The sequence below is a fragment of the Shewanella sp. W3-18-1 genome (genome assembly GCF_000015185.1).
GTDB classification, from domain to species: domain Bacteria; phylum Pseudomonadota; class Gammaproteobacteria; order Enterobacterales; family Shewanellaceae; genus Shewanella; species Shewanella putrefaciens.
This window is the reverse complement of record NC_008750.1, coordinates 3,741,554-3,768,162: the sequence shown is the minus strand read 5'-3', so window position 1 is coordinate 3,768,162 and position 26,609 is coordinate 3,741,554. Positions and strand designations below refer to the sequence as shown.

Sequence of the window (26,609 nt, the reverse complement as noted above, 5' to 3'; positions counted from 1 at the left end):
GTTTTTTTATGTTCAAAATAGAGTCGGTTTTCAATTGTTACTCATAAATGTTAGTATTGCGCGCATTTTTTAGGCGTACTAACCCTATCAATATGTGTTTATCCAATTGGGTCGAGCAGATATGCCATAAGGTGGGTACAGCGAAATAGGAAGAGGTAGACATGAAGAAAGTACTGACCGCAGCGATATTAATGGCTGCACCTTTTATGGCGAATGCTGGGAGTGATTTTGTCAAAGGCGATAAAACATTTGCTGGTGAAGTTGAACTGGGTGCAACCTTAACCACAGGTAATACGGATACTTCATCCTACAAGGGACGTTTAAATCTTAAACATGAGCTTGGTGATTGGGAGAATCAGTACCTACTCGAAGGTTTATACAAAGAAGATACGGGTTCTGTCACTGCGAAACGGTATTTAGTCGCTGCACAAGGTAACTACAAAATGACAGACCGTAGTTACTTGTTTACAAATGCCAACTACGAAGTCGATCCCTTTACAGGGTACGAATACACTCTGTCAGGTGCAACGGGTTATGGGCATAGATTATATGATGCGACAAAGACGTTTTTAGACGTTGAAGTCGGTCCTGGTTATATCTATCAACGTCTTGATTCTGAACAGGCTATTTTAGAGGGGCAGAATTCTAACGACAGTATCGTTGCCCACGGTGTGATTAACTTTGAAACTGAAATTACCGATACTTCTAAGTTCCAACAACGTTTTGTTGCAGACTATGGTGATAAGTTAGATGCCCGCTCCGAAACCTCGTTAACGGCTAATATTATCGGCTCGTTGGCAATGAAGTTTGCGGTAATTGTGCGCTATAACAGTGAACCATTTGATAATAAGAAAAGCACAGACACTGAAACGAATATGACGTTGTTATACGCATTCTAATCGTGAGTCACATCAACTCAGAAGCACCTCAGGGTGCTTTTTTATTGGTAGATTGACAAAAATTAATGCTTTTTAGCCCGTTAGCCAGTAATGGGCATTCAGAAGTTTGCTTCTTATCAACATTTTTTACTGACTCGGTATGGTAATTTCTAAACTCATTCCCACGTAGAGATGAACTTAATGAAATTACAGCGGTTGTTTAGGGGCAGTGGAATGGCATTTCTCAGCCTATGTTGTATTGCCGTATTGGGCAGTTTCTCACCCGCGGCTTGGGCGATGGCAGACGGAATCGAGCGTCTTAATTTAACGACTGCCACGGTAGGTTATATTGCCGTCTTTGTGTTTATTGTTGGCTATATATTGGTGATGGCGGAAGAGAAATTACACTTGCGCAAGTCAAAACCAGTGCTTGTGGCGGCCGGTATTATTTGGGGCATGATCGGTTTTGTGTATACACAAAATGGGATGTCTGAGATTTCTGAGGCAGCATTTAAACATAACCTATTGGAATACTCTGAATTATTACTGTTTTTGCTCGTTGCTATGACCTATATCAACGCGATGGAGGAACGTAATTTATTTGATGCTATTCGCGCTTGGCTCGTTGGTCGGGGTTTTAGCTTAAGAACGGTATTTTGGCTTACGGGGTTTATGGCTTTTTTCATCTCCCCTGTGGCGGATAACCTGACGACTGCATTACTGATGTGCGCCGTGGTGATGAAGGTGGGGGCAGGGCAGCGTAAATTTATTACCCTTGCGTGTATTAACATTGTGGTCGCAGCCAATGCGGGAGGCGCTTTCAGTCCATTTGGGGATATTACTACATTAATGGTATGGCAAAAGGGGACGGTACACTTTGGGGAATTCTTCCATTTATTTATTCCTTCTTTAGTCAATTTTGCGGTACCTGCGGCCATTATGAGTGTGTTTATCCCGCATTATGTGCCTGAGGCTGAAACGGTAAAGGTTTACACTAAGCCCGGTGCCAAACGCATTGTTGCCCTATTTCTATTTACGATTGCTACCGCGGTGTGTGCTCATTCGCTCTTTGGTATGCCACCCGTGTTAGGTATGATGACTGGGTTAGGTTTTCTGCAGTTTTTTGGTTTCTACCTGCGTAAGACCTTCGATCGCTCGGTAGCGCGCGAACGTGCTAAAGCAGAATTAAGACACGATGAATTGCGTTTACAACAACTGGGTAGTGTCGTGCCTTTTGATGTATTTAACCGTATTGCCCGCGCAGAGTGGGATACGCTGCTGTTTTTTTATGGTGTGGTGTTATGTGTGGGCGGCTTAGGTTTTATGGGGTATTTGAGCTTAGTGTCTGAAGCCATGTACCAGCACTGGGATGTCACTTATGCCAATATCGCGATAGGGGTTTTATCATCGGTTGTTGATAATATTCCGGTGATGTTTGCGGTATTGACGATGAATCCTGATATGAGCTTAGGGCAGTGGTTGCTAGTGACCTTGACTGCTGGTGTTGGGGGCAGTTTATTATCCATCGGCAGTGCTGCTGGGGTGGCCCTTATGGGGCAGGCTAGGGGGATTTATACTTTTGGTGCGCATTTACGTTGGACGCCAGTCATCGCCTTGGGTTATGCGGCGAGTATCTTGGTACATATGTGGATGAATGCCGCGATGTTCTAAACATGTCGCTTAAGTTTTTTGAAATATAATCGAAAAGAGAGGCATCCATCGGATGCCTCTCTTTTGGTTTGGAGATTTGATGAGAGATTATTGTGGTTGAACTTGAATTAAACTCAGCTCGTTATTGGCTTTTGCCCCGTAGATCTGGATCGCCAGTTTAATGTGTGCCACTGAACGACTTGGATCCTGCTGTTTCCAATCTAAGCCTGCGATTTCAAATTGATATTTTCCGCCGGCAACCTCAGTCAATTTACCACTGCATTCACCAAGGCTTTGGCAACGATAACTTTGAGTCACATGCCAGCGTTTCCATGCTTTAGGATTAGGGGATTCCTTGGTTTTGTCGGGAAAACCAAAATAGTAAATATCATAGTTTTTTGCCGCTGTGATGGCTTCTTGCTGTGCATCTGTTAGTGAAAACTGAATGGTTCCAGTGCTAACGTTAAATTGCTCGAGTTTAAGATTGATTTGGGTGGCATCATCAATATTCACCGCATTTTCAACCGGAGGTGGTGGCGGTGGTGCTGGTGGCGTTTCTTCCTCCACTTTATTGCTGTCACTGCCACATCCTGCGAGCATTAGTGTCGCTAAGGTCACTGCGAGTAATGGGTATTTCATCACAGCCCCCTTAATTAAAGTGCCCAGTATGGCAAGTGGTGCATTCCATATCCGTTTTCACACTGGCTGCTGAGCCAAAAGTGGTTGTACTACCATGGCATTGTTGGCATTCCTGTGCATCGGGTGTTGGCTTACTGCCATTGAGGGCGGCGATATTTTCCCCTTGATAGGCGCGGTTCAATACATCGACTAAGTAGTAGGCCATCGAGGCGGATAAGCGGTAGCAGCGTTCACCTTTCTTCGCGAATGATAAGCCAGAAGCTTTCGACCAATTACTGATTGATGAGTGGCATAAAACGCTTTTTGCTTTTGATGAACTGCCGACAAGGGCTGTTTTTTCTGCGGTAGAGCCAATACCTGCAACAAATTCCGCTGAGGATAAAGGCAATGTTGTATTTTCGTAATAGCGGAAGGTGTTGGCAATCACCGCATTATTATGACCATTTATGTCATCTAAAATATTCACGAGCATACCTATCGCATTAAGGTTGCCGCAGAGCGTACCTTGTCCCGTAACACCCGCAAAACCATAAGCGGCTAAAGCCGTTGGTATTGTCTTGAACTTGTCGGCATCTGCACTATTGGATTGGGCTAGCATAGTCACAACGGCGTGAAACACTTGGTGCATACAACCGCCACCCGTTTCGTAGGCTAATTTTGCGGTTGCCATAGGATCAAGTGGTACATACTTGAGTTTTTCACCTATTGCTAATTGATATTGACCATCGGCATTGGTTGCAGCAAGAACAGAGGTTCCCATCAGCGTGGCGCCCGCTGCCGCGGTGCTAATACCGATAATACGGGTTAATGCTTGGCGTCGATTCATACTCATCTTCTATGTCCTCTTATTATGTAATTACTTTTATTTATCAAATGGTAAAGCAACATTTGTGAGGATGAGTTTAGGGCTTGCAGGGATAAATATTGTGATTTGTAAAGAAGGATATTTACCAAAAAAATATCAATCGAAGGATGAAATATTAATCTGTTTTGTCTGCTAATGAATTTTTTATAATGAGTTTAATCGATTTAAATAGGGTTTGTGTCACGGTATTTGTTGTATTTATGTGAATTTAAATCCATTTATCGCTTATTTCTACACGCTAAAATCACATTTATCCCTGTGAGCTAAAGCAAATTTTCATTTAATTAGGCCTGACCTGAGGGGGGTTTCACGAAATTATATTATTTGCACTCTTTGGGTTAGCAAGATCACAGTAATAATTAGATATCTTGCATAGACTTAACCCCATATTTTTATGAGCTTGGGAGGATATTATGCAACTGGGGGGCTGCTGGTTTGATCGTGAGCGGGGTTTGCTTATCGAGCAGTCCAGAGATGAGTCATGGCATCTTCCTCGAGCTGAACTGCAGGTGCTAAGTTTACTTGTGGAACATCAAGGGAAACTGGTCTCTAAGCATATGCTGAAAACGGGTGATGGTGCTCACCCGCCGTTAACTGACACGTCTGTTGCAAGGGCCGTGTTTATGCTCCGTTCCTTTTTGGGGCCTCAGTACGAAAGTTTGATTGAAACCGTTAAGGGCCAAGGCTACTTACTGCACAGTCCCCATGGCCAATTACCTAGGCAATTTCATCAGAAAGGATTGCAATCCATTTCTTGGTGGGGAGTGTCATTACTTTTTGGTTTAATGTTAGCGCTCTCTCTTTTTTATATCAGTCACATTGATCGGACCATACCGACAGAGCCTTTAATGTCAACTGAACTTCCCCTTGAATCAGGTCAACATATTCGTTTGTATTTATATGCCAATTCAAAAACCAACAATACGTTATTATTCGAGTTAGGCGAGCGTTTAGGGCAGGGACTTACCGCTTGTAAACGCAGCGATTGGGCCGATGTTTATACCTCGCTGTCCCATGATAAGCAATTGTTTTATATAACCCTACGAGGACATAAACTGGGACAGTCTGTTATCCGTAATATCAAGATCGCGGATCTCAGAAGACCTAAAGAGTTTATTGATGCTCAGTGGCTGCAGGAGGTTGGGATCTGTGGCTAAATGGTTAAAGTGGACGATTAATCTGGCGATCCTATCCGCATTGATTGTGGCTTGTGGCGTGATCTATATGCAATCTGTCTCGAATAAGGCCATCATTTTTAATTGCAGTTCAGAACTTTATGATCGTCACGATAATGCAGAAGATGATGGAAAGTTTTATTTATTAGTCGATGTGCTTATCTCTGCGGGCAATGCACAAATTAATTACCGTTACTTTCATCTTGATGGCACGAGCGCAGGTATGCTGTTGATGCAGGGAGAGGTAAAGAGTATGAAACCCAACAGTATGACCTATAATGTGTCGGTTAAAACCAAAACAGAGTCAGAGGATGTGGCAAAAAAAGATTGGCCAGAACACATGAAATATCTTTCATACATCAGCAGCTTACATTTTAGTGAATCTGGAAGGCATAATCTTAGCATTGAGATACTCGACAGTGATGCTAGCCAAGATTATGCCGTGGTGTTATTTCAACCTAGCAATACTGTTTGTGGCTGTCGAATCGTTAATAGCCGAATTTAATCAGTGTATTTGGTTGGATTTCAGTTTAGATTATGTTTTATCCCCATTGGTTTACAACTGCTTAGCCCCACAGTGTGAGGGTATTAAAGGTCTTTGTGTCTAAGATTCGCGTTAAACAAGAAGAATCCCTATCCATTAAGTTCAGCCACCAGATGGAAAAAGGGGATAGTCGTCAGCTTGATCTCTATTTCTTTCTACCGAAGGAGATGGGCATAGGTTCGCGCACCTTAGATGAAGAAGAATACTATTACAGTTCAATCGTTGGCCGTCGCTCATATTATTCTGAAGGCTTACATTTGCCTTTAGTTCAAGGTCGTTTCGCGAGTTTAAATCGACGGACAGTGGATGAGTTCAGGTTATACCTTAATCTGTTTGCTTATCAATTTGCTGTTGCAGTTGAAAATGATGTGAAAGAACTTCATCAGCTTACTGATGTGGCGCATTTTTACCTTGCCCTCGATGAGTTATGTGAGCAGATTGGTTTGTTATTGAAGAAGTTTCGCCGTAATGAGCCTGGAGATCCTAAGTGGAAATCTTACTTTGAAAACGCCGATAATTACCTGTCTTGGTTCTGCGAGCAGCAACTGCTAAAAGTGCTTGCCCATGCCACTCGAACGAGCGATTTTTCTGATATCCAAGAACGTGTTTTAACACTTTGTCGCAATGAATGCGCCTACCGTGATGCGAATAACTATAACTCGACGCAAACTAAACAGGATCCTAATCGTATTTCAAATAAGATGCTGTTATTACGTCGTTTAATCCAGCAAGGGGTCGTGCTTAAAGAAGAGTTAAAGCCATTGGGTATTGGCCTTAAAAAGTTTACCACTGGCTTAGCAACTGCCTTAGTGATGTTAGTGGTATCGGCGCTCATCATTAAAGCTCAGGGAGCCTTTAGCGGTTTTACTATCGCGTTAGTTCTGACGTTGGCGGTGATTTATGGCTTTAGGGAAATCTTTAAGGATGATGTGCGTAATGCCATGTGGCGATTTATTCAACGTGGACGCCCCCGCTGGAGCCGTATTTTACGGGATACAACAAGTCAGGCTGTGATAGCTAAGCAGTTAGTATGGTTAGAGTTTATGCGTCAGCAGGATTTACCTGATAAAGTGAGTGAGATCTTAAAGCACAGACATAGCCAAAATAAAGTCGATGCCGAAATCTTGCATTATAAGATTGCGACTAAAGTTAACCACAGTGAGTTTCAAGCTGGCTATTCGACCATTCAGGAACAGGTCAATTTTAGTTTCGTCCCTTTTGCCCGTTACTTAGAACGGGGAAAAGCAAAAATTTACAAGGAAGTTGAAGGTAAAATTAGCCATGAATCGGTTGAACGCCGCTATCAAGTTAACTTAATTTTAGTGTTGCGAGAGGGACGCGAGGAGCCACAATATACACGTTATAAGATCACCATGAATCGCTCTGCCATTATTGAAATTACACAGAGTCAACTGCCTGACGCTATTAATTCAGGAACCATTAAGGCTGACGACGAGTAAAGGCTTGGCCAATATTTTGATCATTATTTTGCTTTGCACGTTTGAGTGCAACTTCAGCATTGCTGAGGTATTGCTCTAATGTTTGGCCCTCTTTATAACCTGCAATACCTATGGTTATCCCTTCACCTAATCCGTTACTATTTAACTTTTCCATTGTATTAAGCGCAAAATGATGGGCTTGGGTTGCATCTGTGTCCGGTAAAATCACAATAAGTTTGCCGAGTTGCCAGTGTAGAATTTGATAGTGTGCTGGTATTTCAAGCAATAGTTGCACTTCGACTTCCTGTTGGCGAGTTTCGAGTTGATCGATATCGCTCATATGGCTCAACATCCCTTCCGGATTGATATCCATCAGCAACAAACTTGAGTGGTTGCGGCTTTGGGGAGATAACGAGGTGAAATAGCGTTCTAAATCAGAGAGGCTGAGTAAAATAGTACTACGGTGGGGAACATAGTTACGTGGCTCGATACCGTGAATACGAACAGCCGCTTGCTCTAAGGTGCAGATAATAAAGTCAATTTCACCATCGGCAGCAACATGTCCCTTAAGCGTTGCTTGCAAGCAATTTGAGTGACGCAGATTAGGTGAGCAAAGAATTTGCCCTTGCCACTGGCCTTGCATACTAATTTGTGCCGTTATCCGTTGCCACTGGTTACCAATATCATTGGCAAGTAGTGTGGCAAGATCATGGTTGAGTTCACCATTAAGTTGCATAAGGCTATCGAATACGGGGTTGATCTTAATGAGTTTGCCATTGGCATCTGTCAGCGCAGTGGCAACCGTATTATCACAGAGTAAATCACTCAAGAAGGCTTGTTCTTTACTGCTAACCAGTTCACTGATATCTGTGAGCGTCACCAATAAATGGGGCAAACCTCTGCCGACTCGCGGTGCTTGGCGTATTTGGGCTCGTAGCATTGGGCCACCAATGCTTTCGAGTGAGATTTCTCCTGCCCACTGTCCTTGTCTGTACACCTGATCCATGATTTGGGCTTGGGTGACATCGTCTAAACAAAGCGTTCTTTGTAAGCTACGGTCTGTCATTTCATCCAGTGGCACTAAGGTCCATTCAGACGCGTTTGAATTTGCGCTAATGATTCGCGCTTGTTCGTTAGCAAGAATAAAACCTATATCGCTATTAAAGAGTCCATTAGCAACATCGATACTATATTGGCGTGACCGTTGTTGAAGACGATACATATGACTTAGCAATATAACCCATGCTGCTAATAAGGTGAGTATTAAGGCTGCAACTATCACAATGTTTTGCCATTGTGCAAAGCGTGCTGCGATATCGGCATGACGAATATAGGAAAGTAAGAAGTATTGACGCCGAGTTTCATGCTGCGCGGTTAGTTCCACTTTAAGATAGACAAAGGTCGCTTCATCACCATGGAACTGGCCAAAATTATTCATCGACATTTCTCGCCACAGCGCTGGATTACTTTGGCGTAGGCTAGCGCCTAAGGTTTCTGGCATATTGGCAAGTGGGGCGAGATTGCTCACCCCCGCATAAAGTAACCCTTGGGTATCGAGTACTAACATTGGGGATTTATCACTCGAAAATGCAGGTTTTATTGCCTCAAGCATTTGTACAGTGGAATTGTAGGTAACAAGGTAGCCCATTGAACTTTGATCCGGCTTTTCAAGCCAGACCATTTGGTACATATATGGCTCTAACATCCCGTTGAGGGGAACGAACTCAAGCGGTGAAGTATAAACCTCTCGTCCACCCATGCTGCGGCTAGTATTAAGTAGCGAAGGGGGTAATGCCTCAGTGCTGAAGTTAGCGGGAGTAGAAAAGGTATAATTGCCTTGAGGATCAAACAGCGCAATCCCGAGTAATTCTGGGATATGTTGAACTAGCTCTTGCCAACTTTCCTGTAACTTTCGTTGTTGTGCAGTCGTTGGATTTTTTAAGTATTGCTTAAGTAACTCATCCTTAGCGAATAATTGGGTTCTAAATTGTTGAAAGGCGACTTTGTCTGTAATTAAGGTGCCAATGGTTTGTAGCTCACTGTATCGCTGCGTTGCCCATTCTTCTTGGAGACGGCGCTCCCCTAATGTAATGATTAAATTAGTTATTATTAGCATGCAAATCAATAGCATAGATAGCTGGCTTGCAATGGCTAGCAAGCGTTGATGTGACCAATGCAGCCCTTGGGCTAGTGAGAGTCGTGGTGCTAAGGTGTGTATGCTTGAGGTTGTCTTCAGCATGGGCCGATTATGCGTTTATGAGCCATTAATTGGGCTATGTTAACACGAAAGAGTCAACGCGAAAGAATTGTTACGCAGTACAGATAGCTGAGAAGAGCAAGGTCTAAAGCATAAGAATGTTTATAACCATTCATTTGTCGACTTGAATACGCGATTGATGCTATTCATTTATCCAAGTGCGCCTAAGATTCTGTGTTTGAAATTACAACCATTTGCGAGCACCTGTTCACGGCAGAGATCAATATCTACCCCCTCTAATCCTTCAATCGCAGACACTTGTACTGTTTCGATATAATGGGGGGCTAGGGCAATAAAAGCATTTACAGCATGGTAGGAATCAGCCAATTTGGGGCGGCAATGTTGGTTATAGGCAGCCTCATTATCCGCATTAAGCGAAATCGATAAGCTGTCTACACATTCGGCTAATTCGGGCAAAATATTACGGCGGTGAACGAGATTACCTAGGCCATCAGTATTGACTCGTACTCGGCCACCCCTTTGTTTGATCTCTTTGGCTACGGCAATAAGGGTCGGTAGATTTAATGTGGGTTCCCCGTAACCGCAGAAGACATATTCCTCAAAATCATGGACATTGCCTAACAATGGGATAATTTCTTCTGGCTTTGGCTGGTGGGTTAAAGCGAGTTGATATTCATGGATCTGCTTACTGCCATTATGTTTTGGACAGAAAACACAACGTAGGGTGCAGCGTCCTGTGATATTGAGATAGCGGCTCTTGCGAATATCGTAGACTAAGGTTTCAGTCGCACAGGTTTCATTTGTGCACACTTCTTGGGTGACATGACCATTAGGTAGGGTCTCGGTGGCTTTTATATGAGCCTCGTTCTTACTCTTGGAAGGGACTGAATTCGGCATAATATACGTTCTATTTGCTGAGGCGATGACTTATGGAGAGTTTAACGAAAGCCCTTTAGGATAACTGCCACGTAGATCGCAACTTTAGTTTTCATAAAACACTGTTAGATATAAGTTCAACAGCATTTGCATAAAAAAAGAGAGCTAAGGCTCTCTTTTTTCTAGGACATTCCTGCTATAGCTTTTCGTTTAGGGACTTAAACTCCACCGTGTGAGTGCCTGCCGTGTCTATATGCATATCTTCGGCTTTTTTAGGACGCCACCACCAGTGGAAAAATCGACTACCGGTACGTTTAGCATCATCAAGAATGATATAGAGCAGCGGGACTAAGATCAGTGTTACAACTGTCGAAAATAAGATACCAAAGGCGAGAGAGGTTGCCATTGGGATCACTATTTGTGCCTGTAAACTGCGTTCGAGAATAATGGGCACGAGTCCAACGAAGGTCGTGAGTGATGTCAGAATAATTGCCCTAAAGCGATAGCAGCCAGAGTCGATTGCCGCCTGTCTGACCGAAAGCCCTTGCTCCCGCGCTCTGTTAACAAAGTCGACCAAAATCAATGAGTCGTTTACTACCACTCCCGCCAGTGCCACTATGCCACAAAGGCTTAATACGCTCATTGCGAGCCCTTGGACTAAATGACCAAAGAGTGCTCCGATAATCCCAAAGGGGATGACCGACATGATGATAAGTGGTTGGCTGTAGGACTTGAGCGGAACCGCCATCAAAGCATAAATGGTGAACAGGGCAAAGAAAAAGCCCTGTATTAACCCCACCATGGCATTTTGCTCATCCAAGCTGCCGCCATCTAATGCCGTTTGAATTTTGGGATACTTGGCCTGCAATTGTGGCAGGTAATCTTTTTGAATTTCCTGTACCACCTTGGAAGGTTCAACTTTGTTTTTATTGGCATTTGCCGTGATAGTAATGGCTCTTTTACCATCTACACGGGTGATAGAGGCATAGGAGTCTCCCTTTTCAATTTGTGCCACAGTGGAAAAGGGGACTGATGCGCCTTGTGGAGTACGGATCAGCATATTCTCCAAATAGCCGACGGTTCGACGCTGCTCTAATGGGTAGCGCACCATGACTTTAATTTCTTCTTTATTACGTAAAATACGTTGTGCCTCATAGCCATAAAACCCATAACGTACCTGACGAGCTAAATCGGAAAGTGTTAAGCCAAGGGCTTCGGCTTCTGGGCGTATTTTTAAGCGAATCTCGTGGCTACCCGATGAGAAGTTGTCTGCAATATCATATACACCTTCATAGGTTGCCAGCTTTTGTTTGAGATCGCGCGATGCTGCGGATAACTCTTCGAGATCCGTTGAGGTTAATCTAAAAGAAATATCCCCACCGCCACCAGCATTAGTACTGGCATCAAAATTCAGCTTTTTAACGGATAGCAGTTCAGGGAGCTGTTCACGCCAAGCGGCCGCAATGGTAACACCATCAACTTCTCTATCTTCACCCTTGGTGAGTTCGGCAAAGATAAATGCTGAAGTGCGAGAACTCATATTGATAAAGCTATGTTTGACAACTTGATAGCCGTTTTCTTTCTCCATCTTGGCATTCATTTGATACAGCGCTTCTTCAATGCTCTGCACCACTTTCAGAGTGTTTTGCTCGGAGCTACCTTCGTCCATTTCAAGCTGAACTTGAATAAAATCAGATGGAATATCGGGGAAGAAGACCCAACGCACTTTACCGCTCGCGACGAGGGCAATGGATAAAATCAATACTCCAATAAAGGCGGCGACGACGTTATAGCGGTGCTTGATACAAAACTCGAGAAAATGACGATAATGGTGGTGAATAAAGTGTTGTACACCGTTGTTAAATTTTGCCTTGAAACGCCCAAATGCTCCCCTAGGCTCACCCGGTTTTTTAAACTTCATATGTGCTAAATGCGCAGGAAGAATAAATTTAGATTCGACTAAGGAGAATGCAAGGCACATGATTACCACCATGCCGATAGATTTCCAAATGATCCCCATAGGACCCGAAACTAGCAACATAGGAATAAAGGCTGCGATTGTAGTTAATACCCCAAAGGTCGCTGGCATAGCGACTTTTTGGGCACCACGGATCACATGATCGATTGAGTGGCCGTGGCGTTCCACTTCACTGTATGCACTTTCGCCAATAACAATGGCATCATCCACCACAATCCCGAGTACAAGGATAAAGGCGAATAGGGTCAACATGTTGATGGTCATAGAGAAAGGTTCTAGCGGCATGATGAGCATAGTGCCGAGGAAGCACACTGGTAGTCCCACCATCACCCAGAATGCCAGTTTCAGATCGAGGAACAAGGCCAAGATAAGAAAAACCAGCAAAGCGCCGTAGAACATGTTTGACATCATCATATTTAAACGGCCTTGGAGGTAATGGGTCATATCCCCCCAAGTGTCGAGCTGTGCATTCGCTGGCAGTGTAGCGCGTCGGTTCTCGACATATTGTTTAACTTGGGCAGCAATATCTAAGGCGTTTTGATCATCAATACTGATGACTTCGATAATGGCTGCGGGTTTGCCATTAAAGCGGGTGTATTCCAAGCGTTCTTCAAAATCGTCTTTGATTGTTGCCACTTGGGGCAACATCACTCGACTGCCATCGGCGCGGGTGGTCAGCACTATATTGGCAAAGTCATCCCCCGTGTAGGCTTGGCCTTTAGTACGCAGCAGAATATCGCCATCCTCGGCACGAATCGAACCGCCGGGCAAATCGATGGATGAATTTTGTACTGCTAGTGCTACCTGTGAGAAGGTTAGGCCATATTCACGTAACTTATCCTCAGAGACTTCGATACTGATTTCATAATCTCGAACTCCAGTGACTTTGGCGCGGGTCACGGCAGGCAATTGAGTTAAATCGTCACGAACCGATTTAGCTAATTCCTTCATATCATGCAGTGTCATATCGCCATAAACAGATACCCAAATAACGTTATTTTCGGGTTTGATCTGATAAATATTGGGTTTTTCGATATTCACAGGGAAGGTGGAGATAGCATCTAGCCTAAGTTTGGCCTCGTCTAAGACGTTTTGTACATCGTAGCCATCTTCAACTTCGATGGTAATTGATCCTACACCTTCACTGGCAACCGAAGTCACCTTCTTAATGCCATTGATATCTTGGATGGCTTCTTCAATTTTGATATTGATGCCTTCTTCAATTTCCTGAGGGGCAGCGCCTGGGTATGCGACAGAGATACTCAGTAAATTCAGGTTGAATGAAGGAAATACTTCCTTATTGATCAGTACGGTACTAAAAAGGCCGCCAATCAGTAGCGCCCACATCAAAAGGTTAGCTGCCACACTGTTTCGGGCAAACCAAGCGATAATCCCTTTTGGAGTCTCCATTATTTGACTCCAGTAGCGGCAAGGCTGGACTCTGGCGTATCATCTTTAGGCACGCTAACGGGTAATGCCGCTTCGCCTAGCACCTTAACCAATTGGCCATTAGCCATAGTGTTTGAGTGGCTTGTGGCAACCCGTTCACCGGTTTTTAAGCTGTCTTTGATATAGACATTTTCTAAATCGCTGCGGACGACATTAACATGGCGCATTTCAACGATATTTTTATCATCAATCAGGACCACTTGGTCGTTGCGAACCACATGCCTTGGCAATTTGACTATGCCATCGACAGTGCGACCTTTAATCACGGCATTGACAAAACTGCCGTATTTTAACGGTAAACTGCCGGCGATTTTCTGCTCACGTAAGTAAGGATCTTTAATCTCTGCAACCAAGTAAACCATACGATTTTCTGCATCGATCACGCCTTCACTACGAATGATATTCCCTGACCAAGTATTTTCTTTACCTGCGAGTGAGGCACTTAAGGTCACTTCAGTATCTGGATTATCGACGGACTCTAAATAGGCAAGATCGTCATTAGAAATCGGTAAGCGGATTTCGGCAATGCGTGTGTCGTACAGTTCACCTAGGTTTGTCCCTAGACTAACGTATTGACCTAAATCGACGTTTCTGGCTTTGATTATGCCATCAAAGGGAGCTCGGATAACGGTGCGTTCAAGATTACGTTGTGCACGTGCCAATGCCGCTTGGGCGTATTTCACATTAGCTTGTTCTTTTTTGAGTTGCGGAATACGTAAACCTAACTCGGGCGGTAACCCTTTGTCATAGCCCTTGAACTCAATTTTAGCGACTTCACCACGGGCAATTTCTTCATTCAATGCAGCAGTGGCTTGTGCCAGTGTCGCTTCTGCTTGCATTAAATCGGCTTCATAATCAGAGGGTTCGATTTGAGCCAATTGATCGCCTTTCTTGACAATGCCACCTGCAACAAAGTGAGGCGAAATGGTGAGCATTCTGCCTTGAACCTCAGTGACTAACTGGGTTTTATACTTAGGTGTTACAACGCCATAGGAAGGCAGGTTTAACGATACCGTTTGCTGTTCAACTTTGATCACATCAACGATAGGGATGGGGATTTCTTCAGGCTTTTGTTCAGGCGCCTCCTTTGTTTTCATCAACAAGGCTGCGCCAACAACAAATAGCAGCAGAATAAAAAAAGGAGACAGTCTCCGTAGTAGAGTTTTCATCATGTTATGGCAATATCCATGCTAAATAGCGTAATGGGCTTAAAGTATCAGAGTCTGACCTACCAATAAATTTATTTTTGTAAACTAAATGTGTCTAAAACTGATGTGGGGACACATATACTGATTATGTATTAGCATTTGAGCGAAAATTAGAGCGATAAAGTGTCGGAAGGTTCAGTTAGATAATTGGAAACTATTGAAATAATAAATAATACCTACTGAGGGCAATAGCGCTAAATCAGCCGTATTTCATTCTCTATATTCTGATATTAAAGGGCGTAGCCAACCCAATTAATGAGTAGAGTTAAATGTAAGTAATAAAAAAGCCGCATTTCAGCGGCTTTAGTTTAACTATTTTAAGTCATGTATTACTTCTTTTTGCGGGCGATTTTACTCGCTTTCTTGGCCGCTTCTTTTTTGCTTGTTTTCTTTGCAGCTTCTTTCGCTTTCACTTTGGCTTTTTTCTTGCCCGGTGTGCGCGCTTCTTTATTCTTTGGACGTAACTCTTCAATCACTCGGCGTTTTAATGGTTGCTCAATATAACGCTCGATTTTACCGACGATACGCATATCGTGGGCTTCGGCAAGCGAAATTGCAGTACCTTTGGCGCCAGCGCGGCCAGTTCGACCAATTCGGTGAATATAGGTATCGGCAGAGCGAGGCATATCAAAGTTGATCACATGAGTAATGTCGTCGATATCGATACCGCGGGCGGCAACATCGGTTGCGAGCAATACGTTGACTTCACCTTTAGTAAAGCGACTCAATGCTTGGAAACGTTTCTTTTGTTCCATATCGCCACGCATGAAGGCGCAGGGAATGCCGGCTTTGAGTAACTGGCCTTCTAAGCTAGTGACTATGTCACGGGTTTTTACAAACACAATAGTGCGTTTGACATCTTCTTGGCGCAGCAAATGGCAGAGTAGGGCAAACTTATGCTCTTTATCGTCGGCTAAATGGATCCATTGGTGGATTTTTGCCTTTTCGCTACGGGGCGCATCAACATCGATTTCTATTGGATCTTTTAACACTTCGCGGGCAAAACGCTGCACACCGCCGCCTTCTAAGGTCGCCGAGAACAGCATATTTTGTTTACGACCTTGGGCTTCGAGTGCGATGGCTTGGACGACGGATGAAAATCCCATATCGAGCATACGATCGGCTTCATCGATGATCAGTATGTCAACTTCTTCAGCGCTGAATTTGCCTTTATCTAGGTATTCCATCAAGCGGCCAGGCGTCGCAACCAGAATATCTACGTTCCCTGCCAGCGCTTCTTCCTGCGGTGCGTAGGGAACACCACCAGTAATGATGGCGATATCTAGCCCTTGGTCCGTGGCTAAGTGGCAAGCATAGCGATGAATTTGGCTCGCTAACTCACGGGTGGGGGTGAGAATTAATATGCGTGCTTGGCCCGAAAATCGACGGGGGAAATCGATTAAATGTTGTAGTGCAGGCAGTAAAAAGCTTGCGGTTTTGCCTGTGCCAGTCGGGGCGCGTGCCAGAATATCCCTCTGTTCTAGCGCATAGGGGATAGTTTCTTGCTGAATTGTGGTGGGCGAATGATGCCCCATGGCTTTTAATGACTCGAGTAAACTTGGGTCAAGGTGGAAATCTTCAAATTGCATGCACGGCGTCTCGACGGATAATAGCCGAGCATTATAAAGGTTATGTTGGTTAACTTAAATAACTTATCTATCTCTCCTGTGTTTATCTTCGCGCTTAGTGGTGAATCGCGAGATCAGAGCTTAAGGTAAAAATCTTGGGTTAAGTGCACCATAGCTTGGCTATATTGCCCAGAGGTATCGCGCAGGGTGAGTTCGCTCACTTTAGGCTCAACAGTACGGTGAGTTTGTGCTGTCAGTAGGCATAACACCCGATTGGCCCTTTTGCCTTCAACACTTTTGATATCGACTCTTTCTACCCACTCGAGCCTAGATTGGCTTAGTAAATGATTAAAATTATGTAGGCTTTGTATTGGCAGGATCAAGCTAGCGAGCCCATTGGGTGAGAGGCATTGCTCAATTGCTGCGAGTAATTCGTTAAAGCTTAATTGATCGGTGTGGCGAGCCATCGCTCTTTGGGATAATTGTGCCTGAGGGCCATGCTCAAAATAGGGGGGATTACAGATAATATGATCAAAATAGCCTTGATATTCCTCAGCTTGACTAAGCTGCTGAATACTCCCTTGCACTAAGCGTATCCGCGATGCCCAAGGACTTTGAGCAATATTGTGTTGGCAAGCGATGGCAGCCGTATCGTCTAATTCGATACAAGTAATGTTGGCTTGGCTGCGTTGAGCCGCCATTAAACCCAATATGCCACTACCTGCACCTATGTCTAAGATCTGTTTCGCGTTGGTCAGCGGCGCCCAAGCACCCAAGACTACTGCATCGGTACTGACTGCCATGCCGCAGTTAAGGTCATCGATATGAAACTGTTTGAAAGTAAATGCCATGGGTGATCAGTTTTAGGTTGGATTTCGGATATAAAGTGCGATTGAGTGGCGTATATTCTAAATCCGACTTCGCGTTTTTGGCTAACGCTTTTAAACAGCGGTTATTGTGTATTTTGTATGAATATTCGCGATGCTTCTCGGACAGCTTTTACCGATTTCACTTAATTGACTGTTAAATTTATTAGCTTTGTAACCTCAAATTAGCAGTTAGTTAGCATTACTTTACTTTTTTGAGCAAATTCCTCTTGTAAACTTGCATTGGTTTTTCAAGTCTGGTATTAGTTCTGCCCCCATTTTTAATCACTTTTATGGTTAACGGATAGGTAAACGGGTTTCTTGAGGTAAAAATAGGCTATTGCTGCTATTTTTTATTCCATCTTTGTTTATAAACTCGGCTGATATCAGTCATATTTACCACGGAATTGTGTAAACATAGATTTGCACTCCGGATGGGCTTTGTTTTAGCTATAGCTAATCGACACATAATCACTTAAGTTTGTAAAAAAACAATAAGACAAGATGGGGCTTCCAGTGCAAGACAATCAGATGAGTATCGGGGATACATTAGGTTTAGGTTTCATGACCTTCGCGTTTTTTTTAGGGGCGGGAAATTTAATATTCCCACCGTTTGCTGGCATGTTAGCTGGTGAGAATATGCCTCTTGCTATGCTAGGCTTTTTGATTACCGCCGTAGGTTTACCTTTAGTGGGACTCATCGCAGTCGCTAAGGCTCAAGGTAAGGTTATGACAATGTTGCCAGTATTTGCAGCAACGGCATTGGCGATTGCGATTTATATTATTATTGGTCCTGCATTTGCGGCGCCACGAACAGGTTTAGTGGCTTATGAGATTGGCGCTAAACCTTTTATCGATAACACGACCACAACAATGTTAGTCGGTAATGTTGAGCTTAACCTGTCGCAACTTATCTACACGTTGTGCTTCTTTACAGTCACTATGTTACTCGCGTTGTTTCCTGGCAAGTTGCTTGATAGTGTTGGTAAAGTTCTGACCCCTATTCTACTGTTGTTACTCGTTAGCCTTGCTGCGTCTGTACTATTTTTACCTGCATCAGATGTAGGGCTGGCCGTGGGGGATTACCAGAAACATCCTCTGACGAAAGGTATTCTGGAAGGCTACAACACCATGGATACTTTGGCCTCACTCATGTTTGGTATGTTGATTATTGATATTTTGCGTAAAAAGGGCATTGAACAGCCGAGTGCGCAGACAAAGTACCTCATTCGCGCCGCCTTTATCGCTGCCGCCGGTCTTGCCTTTGTTTATGTGTCATTGTTCTTTTTAGGTGCGACGGCGGGTGATATTTCCGTAGGCGCTAAAAACGGTGGTGAAATATTAACAAACTATGTTACCCACGAGTTTGGCAGCCTAGGTACTTTGTTGCTGTCGGCTGTGGTGTCTCTGGCCTGCTTAACTACGGCGGTGGGACTTGTGAGTGCATGCTCTGAGTTTTTTAATGAGTTAATGCCAAAACTTTCTTATCGTTTCTTAGTGGTTGTGTTAAGTGCTATTTGTGCCTTGATTGCTAACGTCGGGCTTTCACAACTGATTAATATCAGTATTCCGGTGTTGATGGCCGTTTATCCTGTGGCGATTGCACTGGTTGCGGTGACGTTCTTAACCGAATATTTTCCACGGCCACAGTTTGCTCACCGTATGACTCTCTCTGTCGCGCTGCTATTTGGTATCTTCGATGGGATGAAAATCGCAGCTAAAAGTCTAAAGGGTGAAGATGGTAAAGGCGTGACGGAAGCGGCGCAGAGCTTTATCGATGTGGTCAGTGGTATGTCACCCACATTGTCGATTTTACCTCTGTATGAAGAGGGGATGGCTTGGTTATTGCCAACCTTAGTGGTGATTGTGTTGTGTTTAATTATTCGTGGTGGCGGTGCAAAAACGGTCACTGCGGCATAAACAAAGACGCTGCCAGTAGCGGGTGAATTAAGTTAATATCAACGGCGTATCCTTAATATAAGAATACGCCGTTTTTTTATGGAGTATGTGTGCCTAAGACATATCAGAGCGATCCACTTATTGATGCTTTTCTTGATGACCTATGGTCGAGCAAGGGATTGAGTGACAATACGTTGTCTGCCTATCGTACGGATTTACGCCATTTTGATCGCCATCAACAGCGTCATGGCACCACATTGCTTGAGGCTACCGCGGCAGATGTTCGATCCTATTTAGCATTGAGATTAGAACAACATTTTGCGCGCACCAGTAGTGCAAGATTGCTCAGCAGTTTACGACGTTTTTATACCTATTTACTGCTGACTAAACAGATTGCTGTTGATCCTATGGCATTAATTGAGTCCCCTAAATTAACGCGTCATTTACCCCATTCGTTAAGCGAATCTCAGGTCGATAGATTGCTGTCTGAGCCCAATGTCGATGATCCTGTTGAATGCCGCGATAAAGCCATGCTCGAACTGTTATATGCAACGGGCTTGAGGGTGAGCGAGCTTGTTGGTTTGACGATGGAGCAGATGAGCCTACGCCAAGGTTTAGTGAGGATTGTGGGCAAAGGTGGCAAAGAGCGTTTAGTGCCACTGGGTGAATTGGCAGTTACAGAGGTGGAAGCCTATTTAAAATTTGCGCGGCAGGAATTACTTGGTCATAAACAATCCGATGTGGTGTTCCCGTCTAACCGTGGGCAGATGATGACGCGGCAAACCTTTTGGCACCGCATTAAACTTTATGCGCTGCGGGCGGGGATTGAAACTGCGCTTTCACCCCACACATTACGCCATGCCTTTGCGACACATTTACTCAACCATGGTGCCGATCTGCGAGTCGTGCAATTGCTTTTGGGTCACAGTGATTTATCAACAACCCAGATTTATACCCATGTTGCACGGGCAAGATTGCAGGAGTTGCACCAACAGCATCATCCAAGAGGTTGAATTTAGTTACAGTATAAATTTGCATTCTGTATGGCTTGTCTGTAACTTTTTGCCACCATACAGGGTCTATTGAGTATCTCGAGCTAGAACGACCCAATATCTCGTTATCGTGACACAATTTATAGGATGTCCCATGAAGTTGACCCCAGCATTATCATTGGTTTTTACACTCCTTGTTGCACCACTCGCCAGCGCAGCAACCACCACTTCTCCTGATACTGCTGCGATTAAGCAAAAACTCAGTGAGATGTTAGATGTCGAAGTGATTTCGATGCAGGATGCTCCGGTGGAAGGTTTGTATCAAGCCATGACGAACCGTGGCGTACTTTATATTAGTCGTGATGGCTCAAAGCTATTCCACGGTAATGTATATGATATCGATAAAGGCATGAAAAACCTGACAGAAGCCGCATTAGCGGGCCCACGTATCGCGATGATGAAACCGCTTGAAGATCATATGTTGGTCTACAAAGCCAAAAATGAAAAACATGTCATTACCGTATTTACCGATGTCAGTTGTGGTTATTGCCGTAAGTTACATAGCCAAATGGATGAATATAATAAGCTAGGTATTACAGTACGTTATTTAGCTTTTCCGCGCGCGGGTGTGCCTTCGGCTAATGCCGATGAGATGCAGGCTATCTGGTGTGCTAAAGATCCATTAAAAGCCATGACGAATGCCAAAGCGGGTCAAACAGTGCCAGCTGCCACCTGTGATGCTAAAATTGCTGAGCAATATGCATTAGGCACAAGTTTTGGTGTTAATGGTACACCAGCGATGATCCTAGCCGATGGCAGTATGATCCCAGGTTATCAACCACCTGAAGATTTATTACGCACCTTAGATATGCGCCAATAATTCGAATCAGGGTAAATTTATCCCACGAAAGGTGAGCTTAAAACTCACCTTTTTGTTATCTTATTGCCACGATTTAATGAGAGTTTGAGTCCCTTGATCCATAAGATAGTCCGTCGCCCAACCGTTGATGACAGTCATTTACCCGTCCATCTTCCACCTCTGTTAAAACAGCTTTATGCTCGCCGAGGTGTCATGCCCCATGAATGCGAGCTTGCGCTTCAAGGGCTTTTACGCCCAGAAACGATGAAAGGCTTGGTTGAAGCTGCAGCCATTATTGCTGATGCGATGCAGGCGAATAAGTCGATTTTAATCGTGGGTGACTTTGATGCCGACGGTGCAACATCAACGAGTGTGTGTATGTTAGCGCTACGGATGATGGGCGCTCTGAAAGTGGATTATTTGATCCCCAATCGCTTTGATTATGGTTATGGACTCAGCCCTGAAATTGTCGCGGTTGCCGCCTCGAAACAGGCTGAACTATTAATTACAGTTGATAATGGTATTTCCTCAATAGAAGGTGTTGCAGCGGCTAAAGCCTTTGGTATGCAAGTGATTATTACCGACCATCATTTGCCTGGCCATGAATTACCGGCTGCCGATGCGATAGTGAACCCTAACCAACCGGGCTGTCCATTTGCCAGTAAATCGATTGCCGGTGTTGGCGTTGCCTTTTATTTGATGACGGCGCTAAGGGCAGAACTTCGGACGCGAAACTGGTATCAATCCCGCGGCATCGCTGAGCCCAATTTAGGCACACTGCTCGATATTGTCGCCCTAGGCACTGTTGCCGATGTGGTATCACTCGATGCCAATAATCGAATTTTGGTCGAGGCGGGACTGCAGCGCGTGCGAGCCGGACGTTGCCGTGTAGGGATTACCGCGCTGCTTGAGGTGGCTAAGCGAAATCCGGCGCGCATTCTCGCATCTGACTTTGGTTTTGCCGTGGGGCCAAGGCTTAATGCTGCGGGTCGTCTCGATGAAATGGCGCTTGGGGTCGAAACGCTACTTTGTGAAGATATAATGTACGCTCGGCGTATGGCCGCAGAGCTTGATGGGTTAAACCAAGAGCGCCGCGAGCTGGAAGTTGGTATGCAGCAGGAAGCCTTAAAAAGCCTAGAGCATTTAAAGCTCAACGAAGCTGAATTACCTTGGGGTATCGCCTTATTTCAAGAAGATTGGCATCAAGGCGTTATCGGGATTTTGGCCTCGCGCATTAAAGACAAATATCATAGACCCGTGATTGCCTTTGCCGATGCGGGCAATGGTGAAATTAAAGGTTCGGCGCGTTCGATAAAAGGCTTGCATATGCGCGACTTGCTCGAGTTAGTGAACACTCGCCATCCAGGATTGATTATCAAATTTGGCGGTCATGCTATGGCGGCGGGTTTATCGCTCAAAGCGGGCAGTTTTGCGACATTTGCTAAAGCCTATGATGATGCGGTGCGTGAACAGCTTAAACCTGAGTTATTAACGGGCGAGCTTTGGTCCGATGGGGAACTCACTCCTACAGAGTTGAATCTTGAAATTGCTCAGCTATTGCGCAATGCGGGGCCTTGGGGACAAGCTTTCGAAGAGCCGCTCTTTGATGGTTATTTTAAAATAGTGCAGCAGCGCCTTGTTGGTGAGCGCCACCTTAAGCTTGTGCTCGAAACCCAATGCGGCACTGTGATGCTCGATGCCATTGCCTTTAATGTGGATTTGCACACTTGGCCCGATGCGACAATTAATCATGCTCGAATTGTCTATAAACTCGATGTGAATGAGTATCGCGGCAATTTTTCGCTGCAACTGATGGTTGAACAAATCGAAGCTATGTAAGCCTCAGATGACAAGGAGTTCAGTTGAAATCATTATCTGATAAAAAAATCCGCCAGCTACTTAAGCGTTTTGCTTGGATATATGCAGCTTGTCTAAGCATTCCTCTTATATCAACCTTACTCACCTCTAAGGCACAGGGGCAAGTGCTGCTTATCGGGATTTGGCCTGTTGCCTCCTTATTTTATTTTCTCGCTTACCGTCATTTAGCTAAATCCTTTCATTTTGAAATCAATCGTCACTTAGCCTTTAGTTATCATGGTGGTGGTACGTTAGCGGGGGCTTTGTATTCGCTAGCTAAATTGGTGTTATTTGCGATGGCTTTTATGCTATTTATCAGTGCAAAACAGACCTAGGTTAAGCGGCATTTATCGATATATTGGAGTGACAAATGGAATACCGAGTCAGTACAGAGCAATCTGAAATGGATTTTGAGGTTATCCATGGTTTTATCAGTAAGAGCTATTGGGCGCAGGGAATACCCAAGGCGCTGTTGCGTACAGCGCTTAGTAACAGTTTATGCTTTGGGGTCTTTGATAAGGATAATCAGCAAGTGGCCTTTGGCCGCTTAATTACCGATAAAGCCACTTTTGCCTACCTTGCCGATGTGTTTGTACTCGGATCCCACCGCGGTTTAGGTTTAAGCAAGTTGATGATGGCAGCAATTATGGAACATCCTGAGCTGCAAGGCTTAAGACGCATAATGCTCGCCACCCGCGATGCCCATGGACTCTACGCCCAGTTTGGTTTTGGTACCGTGGATCATCCTGAAACCCTGATGCAAATTCGGCTTGAGAATGCCTACCTTTAGAAAAGGATTGTTGATATTATCCTCGTTAACATCGTCATGATTAAGATAAGGAAATTCAGATGACACAACTACATTATGCCTATTTGGCCAGTTTTATGGTTTCCTCCGCTTTTTTGAATTGGTTACTCGAGGGACAAGTGCCTTGGGTGAGACTACTTTGCTTAATTTTGTTGTTTTCAACCTTCGTATTTGTCAGTTTATACCATAGTTTAAAGCGGTCGATAAAATCAAAAGATTAGAAGTAAACCCTATTAAAAACAAAAAGCCAGCTTGCGCTGGCTTTTTATCTTATGCGGTTAATATTTCACTATTATGCGGCTTTCGTTTCGGCGGTTTCTTCATCGCTGTGGCGAATTAAGTAATCAAATGCCCCCAGTGATGCGGTCGCGCCGCTGCCCATGGCAATGATAATTTGCTTAAACGGTGAGTTAGTCACGTCACCTGCTGCAAACACGCCTGGTACAGAGGTTTGGCCGCGTTCATCGACGATGATTTCGCCCCTTGGGGTTAATTCCACTGTGCCTTTTAACCATTCCGCATTGGGTACTAGCCCAATCTGCACGAAGATCCCTGCCAGCGCGATATGGTGCCTTTCACCCGTTGCGCGGTCGGTGTAGTTTAGGCCATTCACCCGAGTGCCATCGCCCGTCACTTCAGTGGTCATCGCTTGGGTAATGATTTTAATGTTACCCATAGATGCGGCTTTACGTTGCAGCACATCGTCGGCGCGCAGGGTTTTATCAAATTCCAGTACTGTTACATGTTCTACTATGTTCGCAAGGTCGATAGCCGCTTCGATACCTGAGTTACCGCCGCCGATCACCGCCACACGCTTGCCTTTAAATAATGGGCCGTCACAGTGTGGGCAGTAAGCCACGCCTTTACCACGGTATTCTTTCTCACCGGGGACGTTCATTTCGCGCCAGCGAGCGCCTGTTGCCAGCAATACGGTACGGCTACGTAATTTAGCGCCGCTTGCCAGTTCAAGTTCGAACAAACCGTCAGTCGTCAATGACACGGCTTTTTGATTATCCATGATATCAACTTCATAGTCACGCACATGGGCTTCAAGGTTCGCTACTAGCTTTGGACCTTCGGTCGCTTTGACCGAAATAAAGTTCTCGATACCCACGGTTTCAGCGACTTGGCCGCCAAACTTGTCGGCAACAATACCAGTGCGAAGTCCTTTACGTGCTGCATAAATGGCTGCTGCTGCGCCAGCGGGGCCGCCGCCAACGACTAAGACTTCGAAGGGGGCTTTTTCATTAATTTCATCGGCCTTGCGGCTGGCTGCATTGGTGTCCAGTTTATTTAAAATCTCACCTATGCTGATGCGACCTGCGGCAAACACTTCGCCATTTAAGTAGACAGAAGGTACGGCCATAATATTACGGCTCGCTACTTCTTCTTGGAATAGGGCACCATCAATCATCACGTTGGTGATATTCGGGTTAATGGCCGCCATCATATTCAGTGCCTGAACTACGTCTGGGCAGTTTTGGCAGGTCAGTGATACATAAGTTTCAAAGGCATATTTGCCCGGCAGATTGCGGATCTGCTCGATGATATCATCGCTCAGTTTGATTGGGTGTCCACCCGTGTGCAGTAATGCCAGCACGAGTGAGGTAAATTCGTGACCCATAGGCAGACCAGCAAAGCTGATTTGCGTTTTAAGTTCTGGGTTTATCACTGTCATCGCCGGGGTGCGTTCGCCCTGAACTTCTTTCAGGCTCACCAGAGAAGATAGGCTGACAATGTCATTAGCTAAACTTTTTAATTCTTGAGACTTTTTGCTCTCATCTGCAGACACGACAAGTTCAACTGGTCTCTTGAGGTTTTGCAGGTAGGTTTGCAGTTGATTTTTTAAATTCGCATCTAACATGTGATAACTCCAAAATCGCTAAAAAAGATGAATACGCGGGAGAGGTGCCAATCTAGACCCTTGCAGGGGGGCGGGACTAGATTGGCAAGGTTAACGCTTTGCGGACTAAATTAGATTTTGCCAACGAGGTCTAAAGAAGGTGCTAAAGTTTCGTCACCTGGTTGCCATTTTGCTGGGCAAACTTCGCCATCGTGAGTCGCAACATATTGAGCAGCTTGGATCTTACGAACCAGTTCTTGCGCGCTGCGGCCGATACCTAAATCGTGAATTTCAGCCACTTTGATTTGACCTTCTGGGTTAATCACGAAAGTCCCACGCAGTGCCAAACCATCTTCTTCGATCATCACGCCAAAGTTACGGCTGATAGTGCCTGTTGGGTCAGCTAGCATTGGGAAGTTGATCTTCTTGATGGTGTCTGACGTGTCATGCCACGCTTTGTGAGTGAAGTGTGTGTCAGTTGATACTGAGTAAACTTCAACGCCCATACCTTGCAGTTTTTCGTAGTGATCCGCCATGTCGCCTAATTCAGTTGGACAAACGAAGGTGAAGTCTGCTGGATAGAAGAATACAACTGACCATTTACCTAACAGATCTTGTTCAGTTACTGGAACGAACTCACCATTGTGGTAAGCAGTGGCTTTGAATGGTTTGATTGTGCTGTTGATAATTGATTGAGTCATTTTATGCTTCCATTTAGTTGATGATTACTTAAGTTCATAACGAAGACGTTTGCTTGCGTCCCGTTGATGTGGAGCATAGTACCGACTCATATGGAATTAATATAACGGATAAAAACTATCATCCTAATCGATTTAATCGAATATTGATTATTCTGCAGCGAACTTAATCGGTTTTTCCGCGGTGGGCTTGGGTTTGGTGTACCTTGGGTTTGATTTTATTGTGCTTTTGGCTTTTACCAATCGTCTTTTAGTGGGTCATAAATTGCGGATATAAAAAGGGATATCAATGATATCCCT

General features: G+C 44.6%; 21 protein-coding genes. 11 read left to right on the top strand and 10 right to left on the bottom strand.

Going from position 1 to position 26,609, the window contains the following annotated elements; translation table 11 throughout:
* Positions 1–161: 161 nt before the first annotated feature.
* Together SPUTW3181_RS17120 and nhaD are read left to right on the top strand one after the other, a co-directional pair.
* Complete coding sequence (locus SPUTW3181_RS17120) at positions 162–899, top strand: YdiY family protein (protein ID WP_011790559.1); 738 nt, start codon at positions 162–164, stop codon at positions 897–899.
* Between the two features lie 180 nt (positions 900–1,079).
* A complete protein-coding gene (gene nhaD / locus SPUTW3181_RS17115) occupies positions 1,080–2,549 on the top strand; it encodes a sodium:proton antiporter NhaD (protein ID WP_041408246.1) in 1,470 nt (489 codons plus the stop codon).
* A gap of 87 nt (positions 2,550–2,636) precedes the next feature.
* Here nhaD and SPUTW3181_RS17110 read toward each other — a convergent pair whose 3' ends face one another.
* Positions 2,637–3,167: a hypothetical protein gene (locus SPUTW3181_RS17110; RefSeq protein WP_011790557.1), complete on the bottom strand. Its 531-nt coding sequence runs from the start codon at positions 3,165–3,167 to the stop codon at positions 2,637–2,639.
* Between the two features lie 10 nt (positions 3,168–3,177).
* Positions 3,178–3,999: a hypothetical protein gene (locus SPUTW3181_RS17105; RefSeq protein ID WP_011790556.1), complete on the bottom strand. Its 822-nt coding sequence runs from the start codon at positions 3,997–3,999 to the stop codon at positions 3,178–3,180.
* A 446-nt stretch (positions 4,000–4,445) separates the two neighbouring features.
* Here SPUTW3181_RS17105 and SPUTW3181_RS17100 point away from each other — a divergent pair, with 446 nt between their 5' ends.
* The 3 genes from SPUTW3181_RS17100 (at position 4,446) to SPUTW3181_RS17090 (ending at position 7,211) form a co-directional block, all read left to right on the top strand.
* The gene (locus SPUTW3181_RS17100) at positions 4,446–5,189 is read left to right on the top strand and encodes a winged helix-turn-helix domain-containing protein (protein ID WP_011790555.1); all 744 of its coding nucleotides are present in this window, start codon (positions 4,446–4,448) and stop codon (positions 5,187–5,189) included.
* Positions 5,182–5,712, top strand: a complete 531-nt coding sequence (locus SPUTW3181_RS17095; protein ID WP_011790554.1) for a hypothetical protein — start codon at positions 5,182–5,184, stop codon at positions 5,710–5,712. The genes SPUTW3181_RS17100 and SPUTW3181_RS17095 overlap by 8 nt, the downstream gene beginning before the upstream one ends.
* A gap of 95 nt (positions 5,713–5,807) precedes the next feature.
* Entirely contained in the window at positions 5,808–7,211 is a 1,404-nt protein-coding gene (locus tag SPUTW3181_RS17090; RefSeq protein ID WP_011790553.1) for a hypothetical protein, read from the top strand.
* Here the strand turns inward: SPUTW3181_RS17090 and SPUTW3181_RS17085 are convergent.
* The 6 genes from SPUTW3181_RS17085 to SPUTW3181_RS17060 all read right to left on the bottom strand — a co-directional run bounded on the left by SPUTW3181_RS17085 (position 7,192) and on the right by SPUTW3181_RS17060 (position 17,338).
* Positions 7,192–9,429, bottom strand: a complete 2,238-nt coding sequence (locus SPUTW3181_RS17085) for a PAS domain-containing protein (RefSeq protein ID WP_011790552.1) — start codon at positions 9,427–9,429, stop codon at positions 7,192–7,194. The two genes, SPUTW3181_RS17090 and SPUTW3181_RS17085, sit on opposite strands and share 20 nt — an antisense overlap.
* A 168-nt stretch (positions 9,430–9,597) precedes the next feature.
* Positions 9,598–10,305: a TatD family nuclease-associated radical SAM protein gene (locus SPUTW3181_RS17080; RefSeq protein WP_011790551.1), complete on the bottom strand. Its 708-nt coding sequence runs from the start codon at positions 10,303–10,305 to the stop codon at positions 9,598–9,600.
* Between the two features lie 175 nt (positions 10,306–10,480).
* The gene (locus tag SPUTW3181_RS17075; RefSeq protein WP_011790550.1) at positions 10,481–13,672 is read right to left on the bottom strand and encodes an efflux RND transporter permease subunit; all 3,192 of its coding nucleotides are present in this window, start codon (positions 13,670–13,672) and stop codon (positions 10,481–10,483) included.
* Positions 13,672–14,883: an efflux RND transporter periplasmic adaptor subunit gene (locus SPUTW3181_RS17070; protein ID WP_011790549.1), complete on the bottom strand. Its 1,212-nt coding sequence runs from the start codon at positions 14,881–14,883 to the stop codon at positions 13,672–13,674. Before SPUTW3181_RS17070 ends, SPUTW3181_RS17075 begins: the two co-directional genes overlap by 1 nt.
* Positions 14,884–15,248: 365 nt before the next feature.
* Positions 15,249–16,508, bottom strand: a complete 1,260-nt coding sequence (srmB, locus tag SPUTW3181_RS17065) for an ATP-dependent RNA helicase SrmB (RefSeq protein ID WP_011790548.1) — start codon at positions 16,506–16,508, stop codon at positions 15,249–15,251.
* Between the two features lie 113 nt (positions 16,509–16,621).
* A complete protein-coding gene (locus SPUTW3181_RS17060) occupies positions 16,622–17,338 on the bottom strand; it encodes a tRNA1(Val) (adenine(37)-N6)-methyltransferase (protein WP_011790547.1) in 717 nt (238 codons plus the stop codon).
* Between the two features lie 519 nt (positions 17,339–17,857).
* Here SPUTW3181_RS17060 and brnQ point away from each other — a divergent pair.
* The 6 genes from brnQ (at position 17,858) to SPUTW3181_RS17030 (ending at position 23,750) form a co-directional block, all read left to right on the top strand.
* Entirely contained in the window at positions 17,858–19,273 is a 1,416-nt protein-coding gene (brnQ, locus tag SPUTW3181_RS17055; RefSeq protein WP_041408245.1) for a branched-chain amino acid transport system II carrier protein, read from the top strand.
* Between the two features lie 89 nt (positions 19,274–19,362).
* Positions 19,363–20,265 (top strand): site-specific tyrosine recombinase XerD, encoded by a 903-nt coding sequence (xerD, locus tag SPUTW3181_RS17050; protein ID WP_011790545.1) that lies wholly within the window; start codon positions 19,363–19,365, stop codon positions 20,263–20,265.
* 133 nt (positions 20,266–20,398) lie between these two features.
* Positions 20,399–21,124 (top strand): bifunctional protein-disulfide isomerase/oxidoreductase DsbC, encoded by a 726-nt coding sequence (gene dsbC, locus SPUTW3181_RS17045; protein WP_011790544.1) that lies wholly within the window; start codon positions 20,399–20,401, stop codon positions 21,122–21,124.
* A gap of 93 nt (positions 21,125–21,217) precedes the next feature.
* A complete protein-coding gene (gene recJ / locus SPUTW3181_RS17040) occupies positions 21,218–22,942 on the top strand; it encodes a single-stranded-DNA-specific exonuclease RecJ (RefSeq protein WP_041408456.1) in 1,725 nt (574 codons plus the stop codon).
* Between the two features lie 23 nt (positions 22,943–22,965).
* The gene (locus SPUTW3181_RS17035) at positions 22,966–23,295 is read left to right on the top strand and encodes a hypothetical protein (RefSeq protein WP_011790542.1); all 330 of its coding nucleotides are present in this window, start codon (positions 22,966–22,968) and stop codon (positions 23,293–23,295) included.
* 35 nt (positions 23,296–23,330) lie between these two features.
* Positions 23,331–23,750 carry a GNAT family N-acetyltransferase gene (locus SPUTW3181_RS17030; RefSeq protein WP_011790541.1) on the top strand — a complete coding sequence of 140 codons (420 nt, stop codon included), beginning with the start codon at positions 23,331–23,333 and terminating at the stop codon, positions 23,748–23,750.
* A gap of 310 nt (positions 23,751–24,060) precedes the next feature.
* Here SPUTW3181_RS17030 and ahpF read toward each other — a convergent pair whose 3' ends face one another.
* On the bottom strand, positions 24,061–25,632 hold the full coding sequence (ahpF, locus tag SPUTW3181_RS17020; protein WP_011790539.1) for an alkyl hydroperoxide reductase subunit F: 1,572 nt from the start codon (positions 25,630–25,632) through the stop codon (positions 24,061–24,063).
* Positions 25,633–25,742: 110 nt separating this feature from the next.
* Positions 25,743–26,312, bottom strand: coding sequence for an alkyl hydroperoxide reductase subunit C (ahpC, locus tag SPUTW3181_RS17015; RefSeq protein ID WP_011790538.1), 570 nt, complete (start codon positions 26,310–26,312; stop codon positions 25,743–25,745).
* Positions 26,313–26,609: the final 297 nt, after the last annotated feature.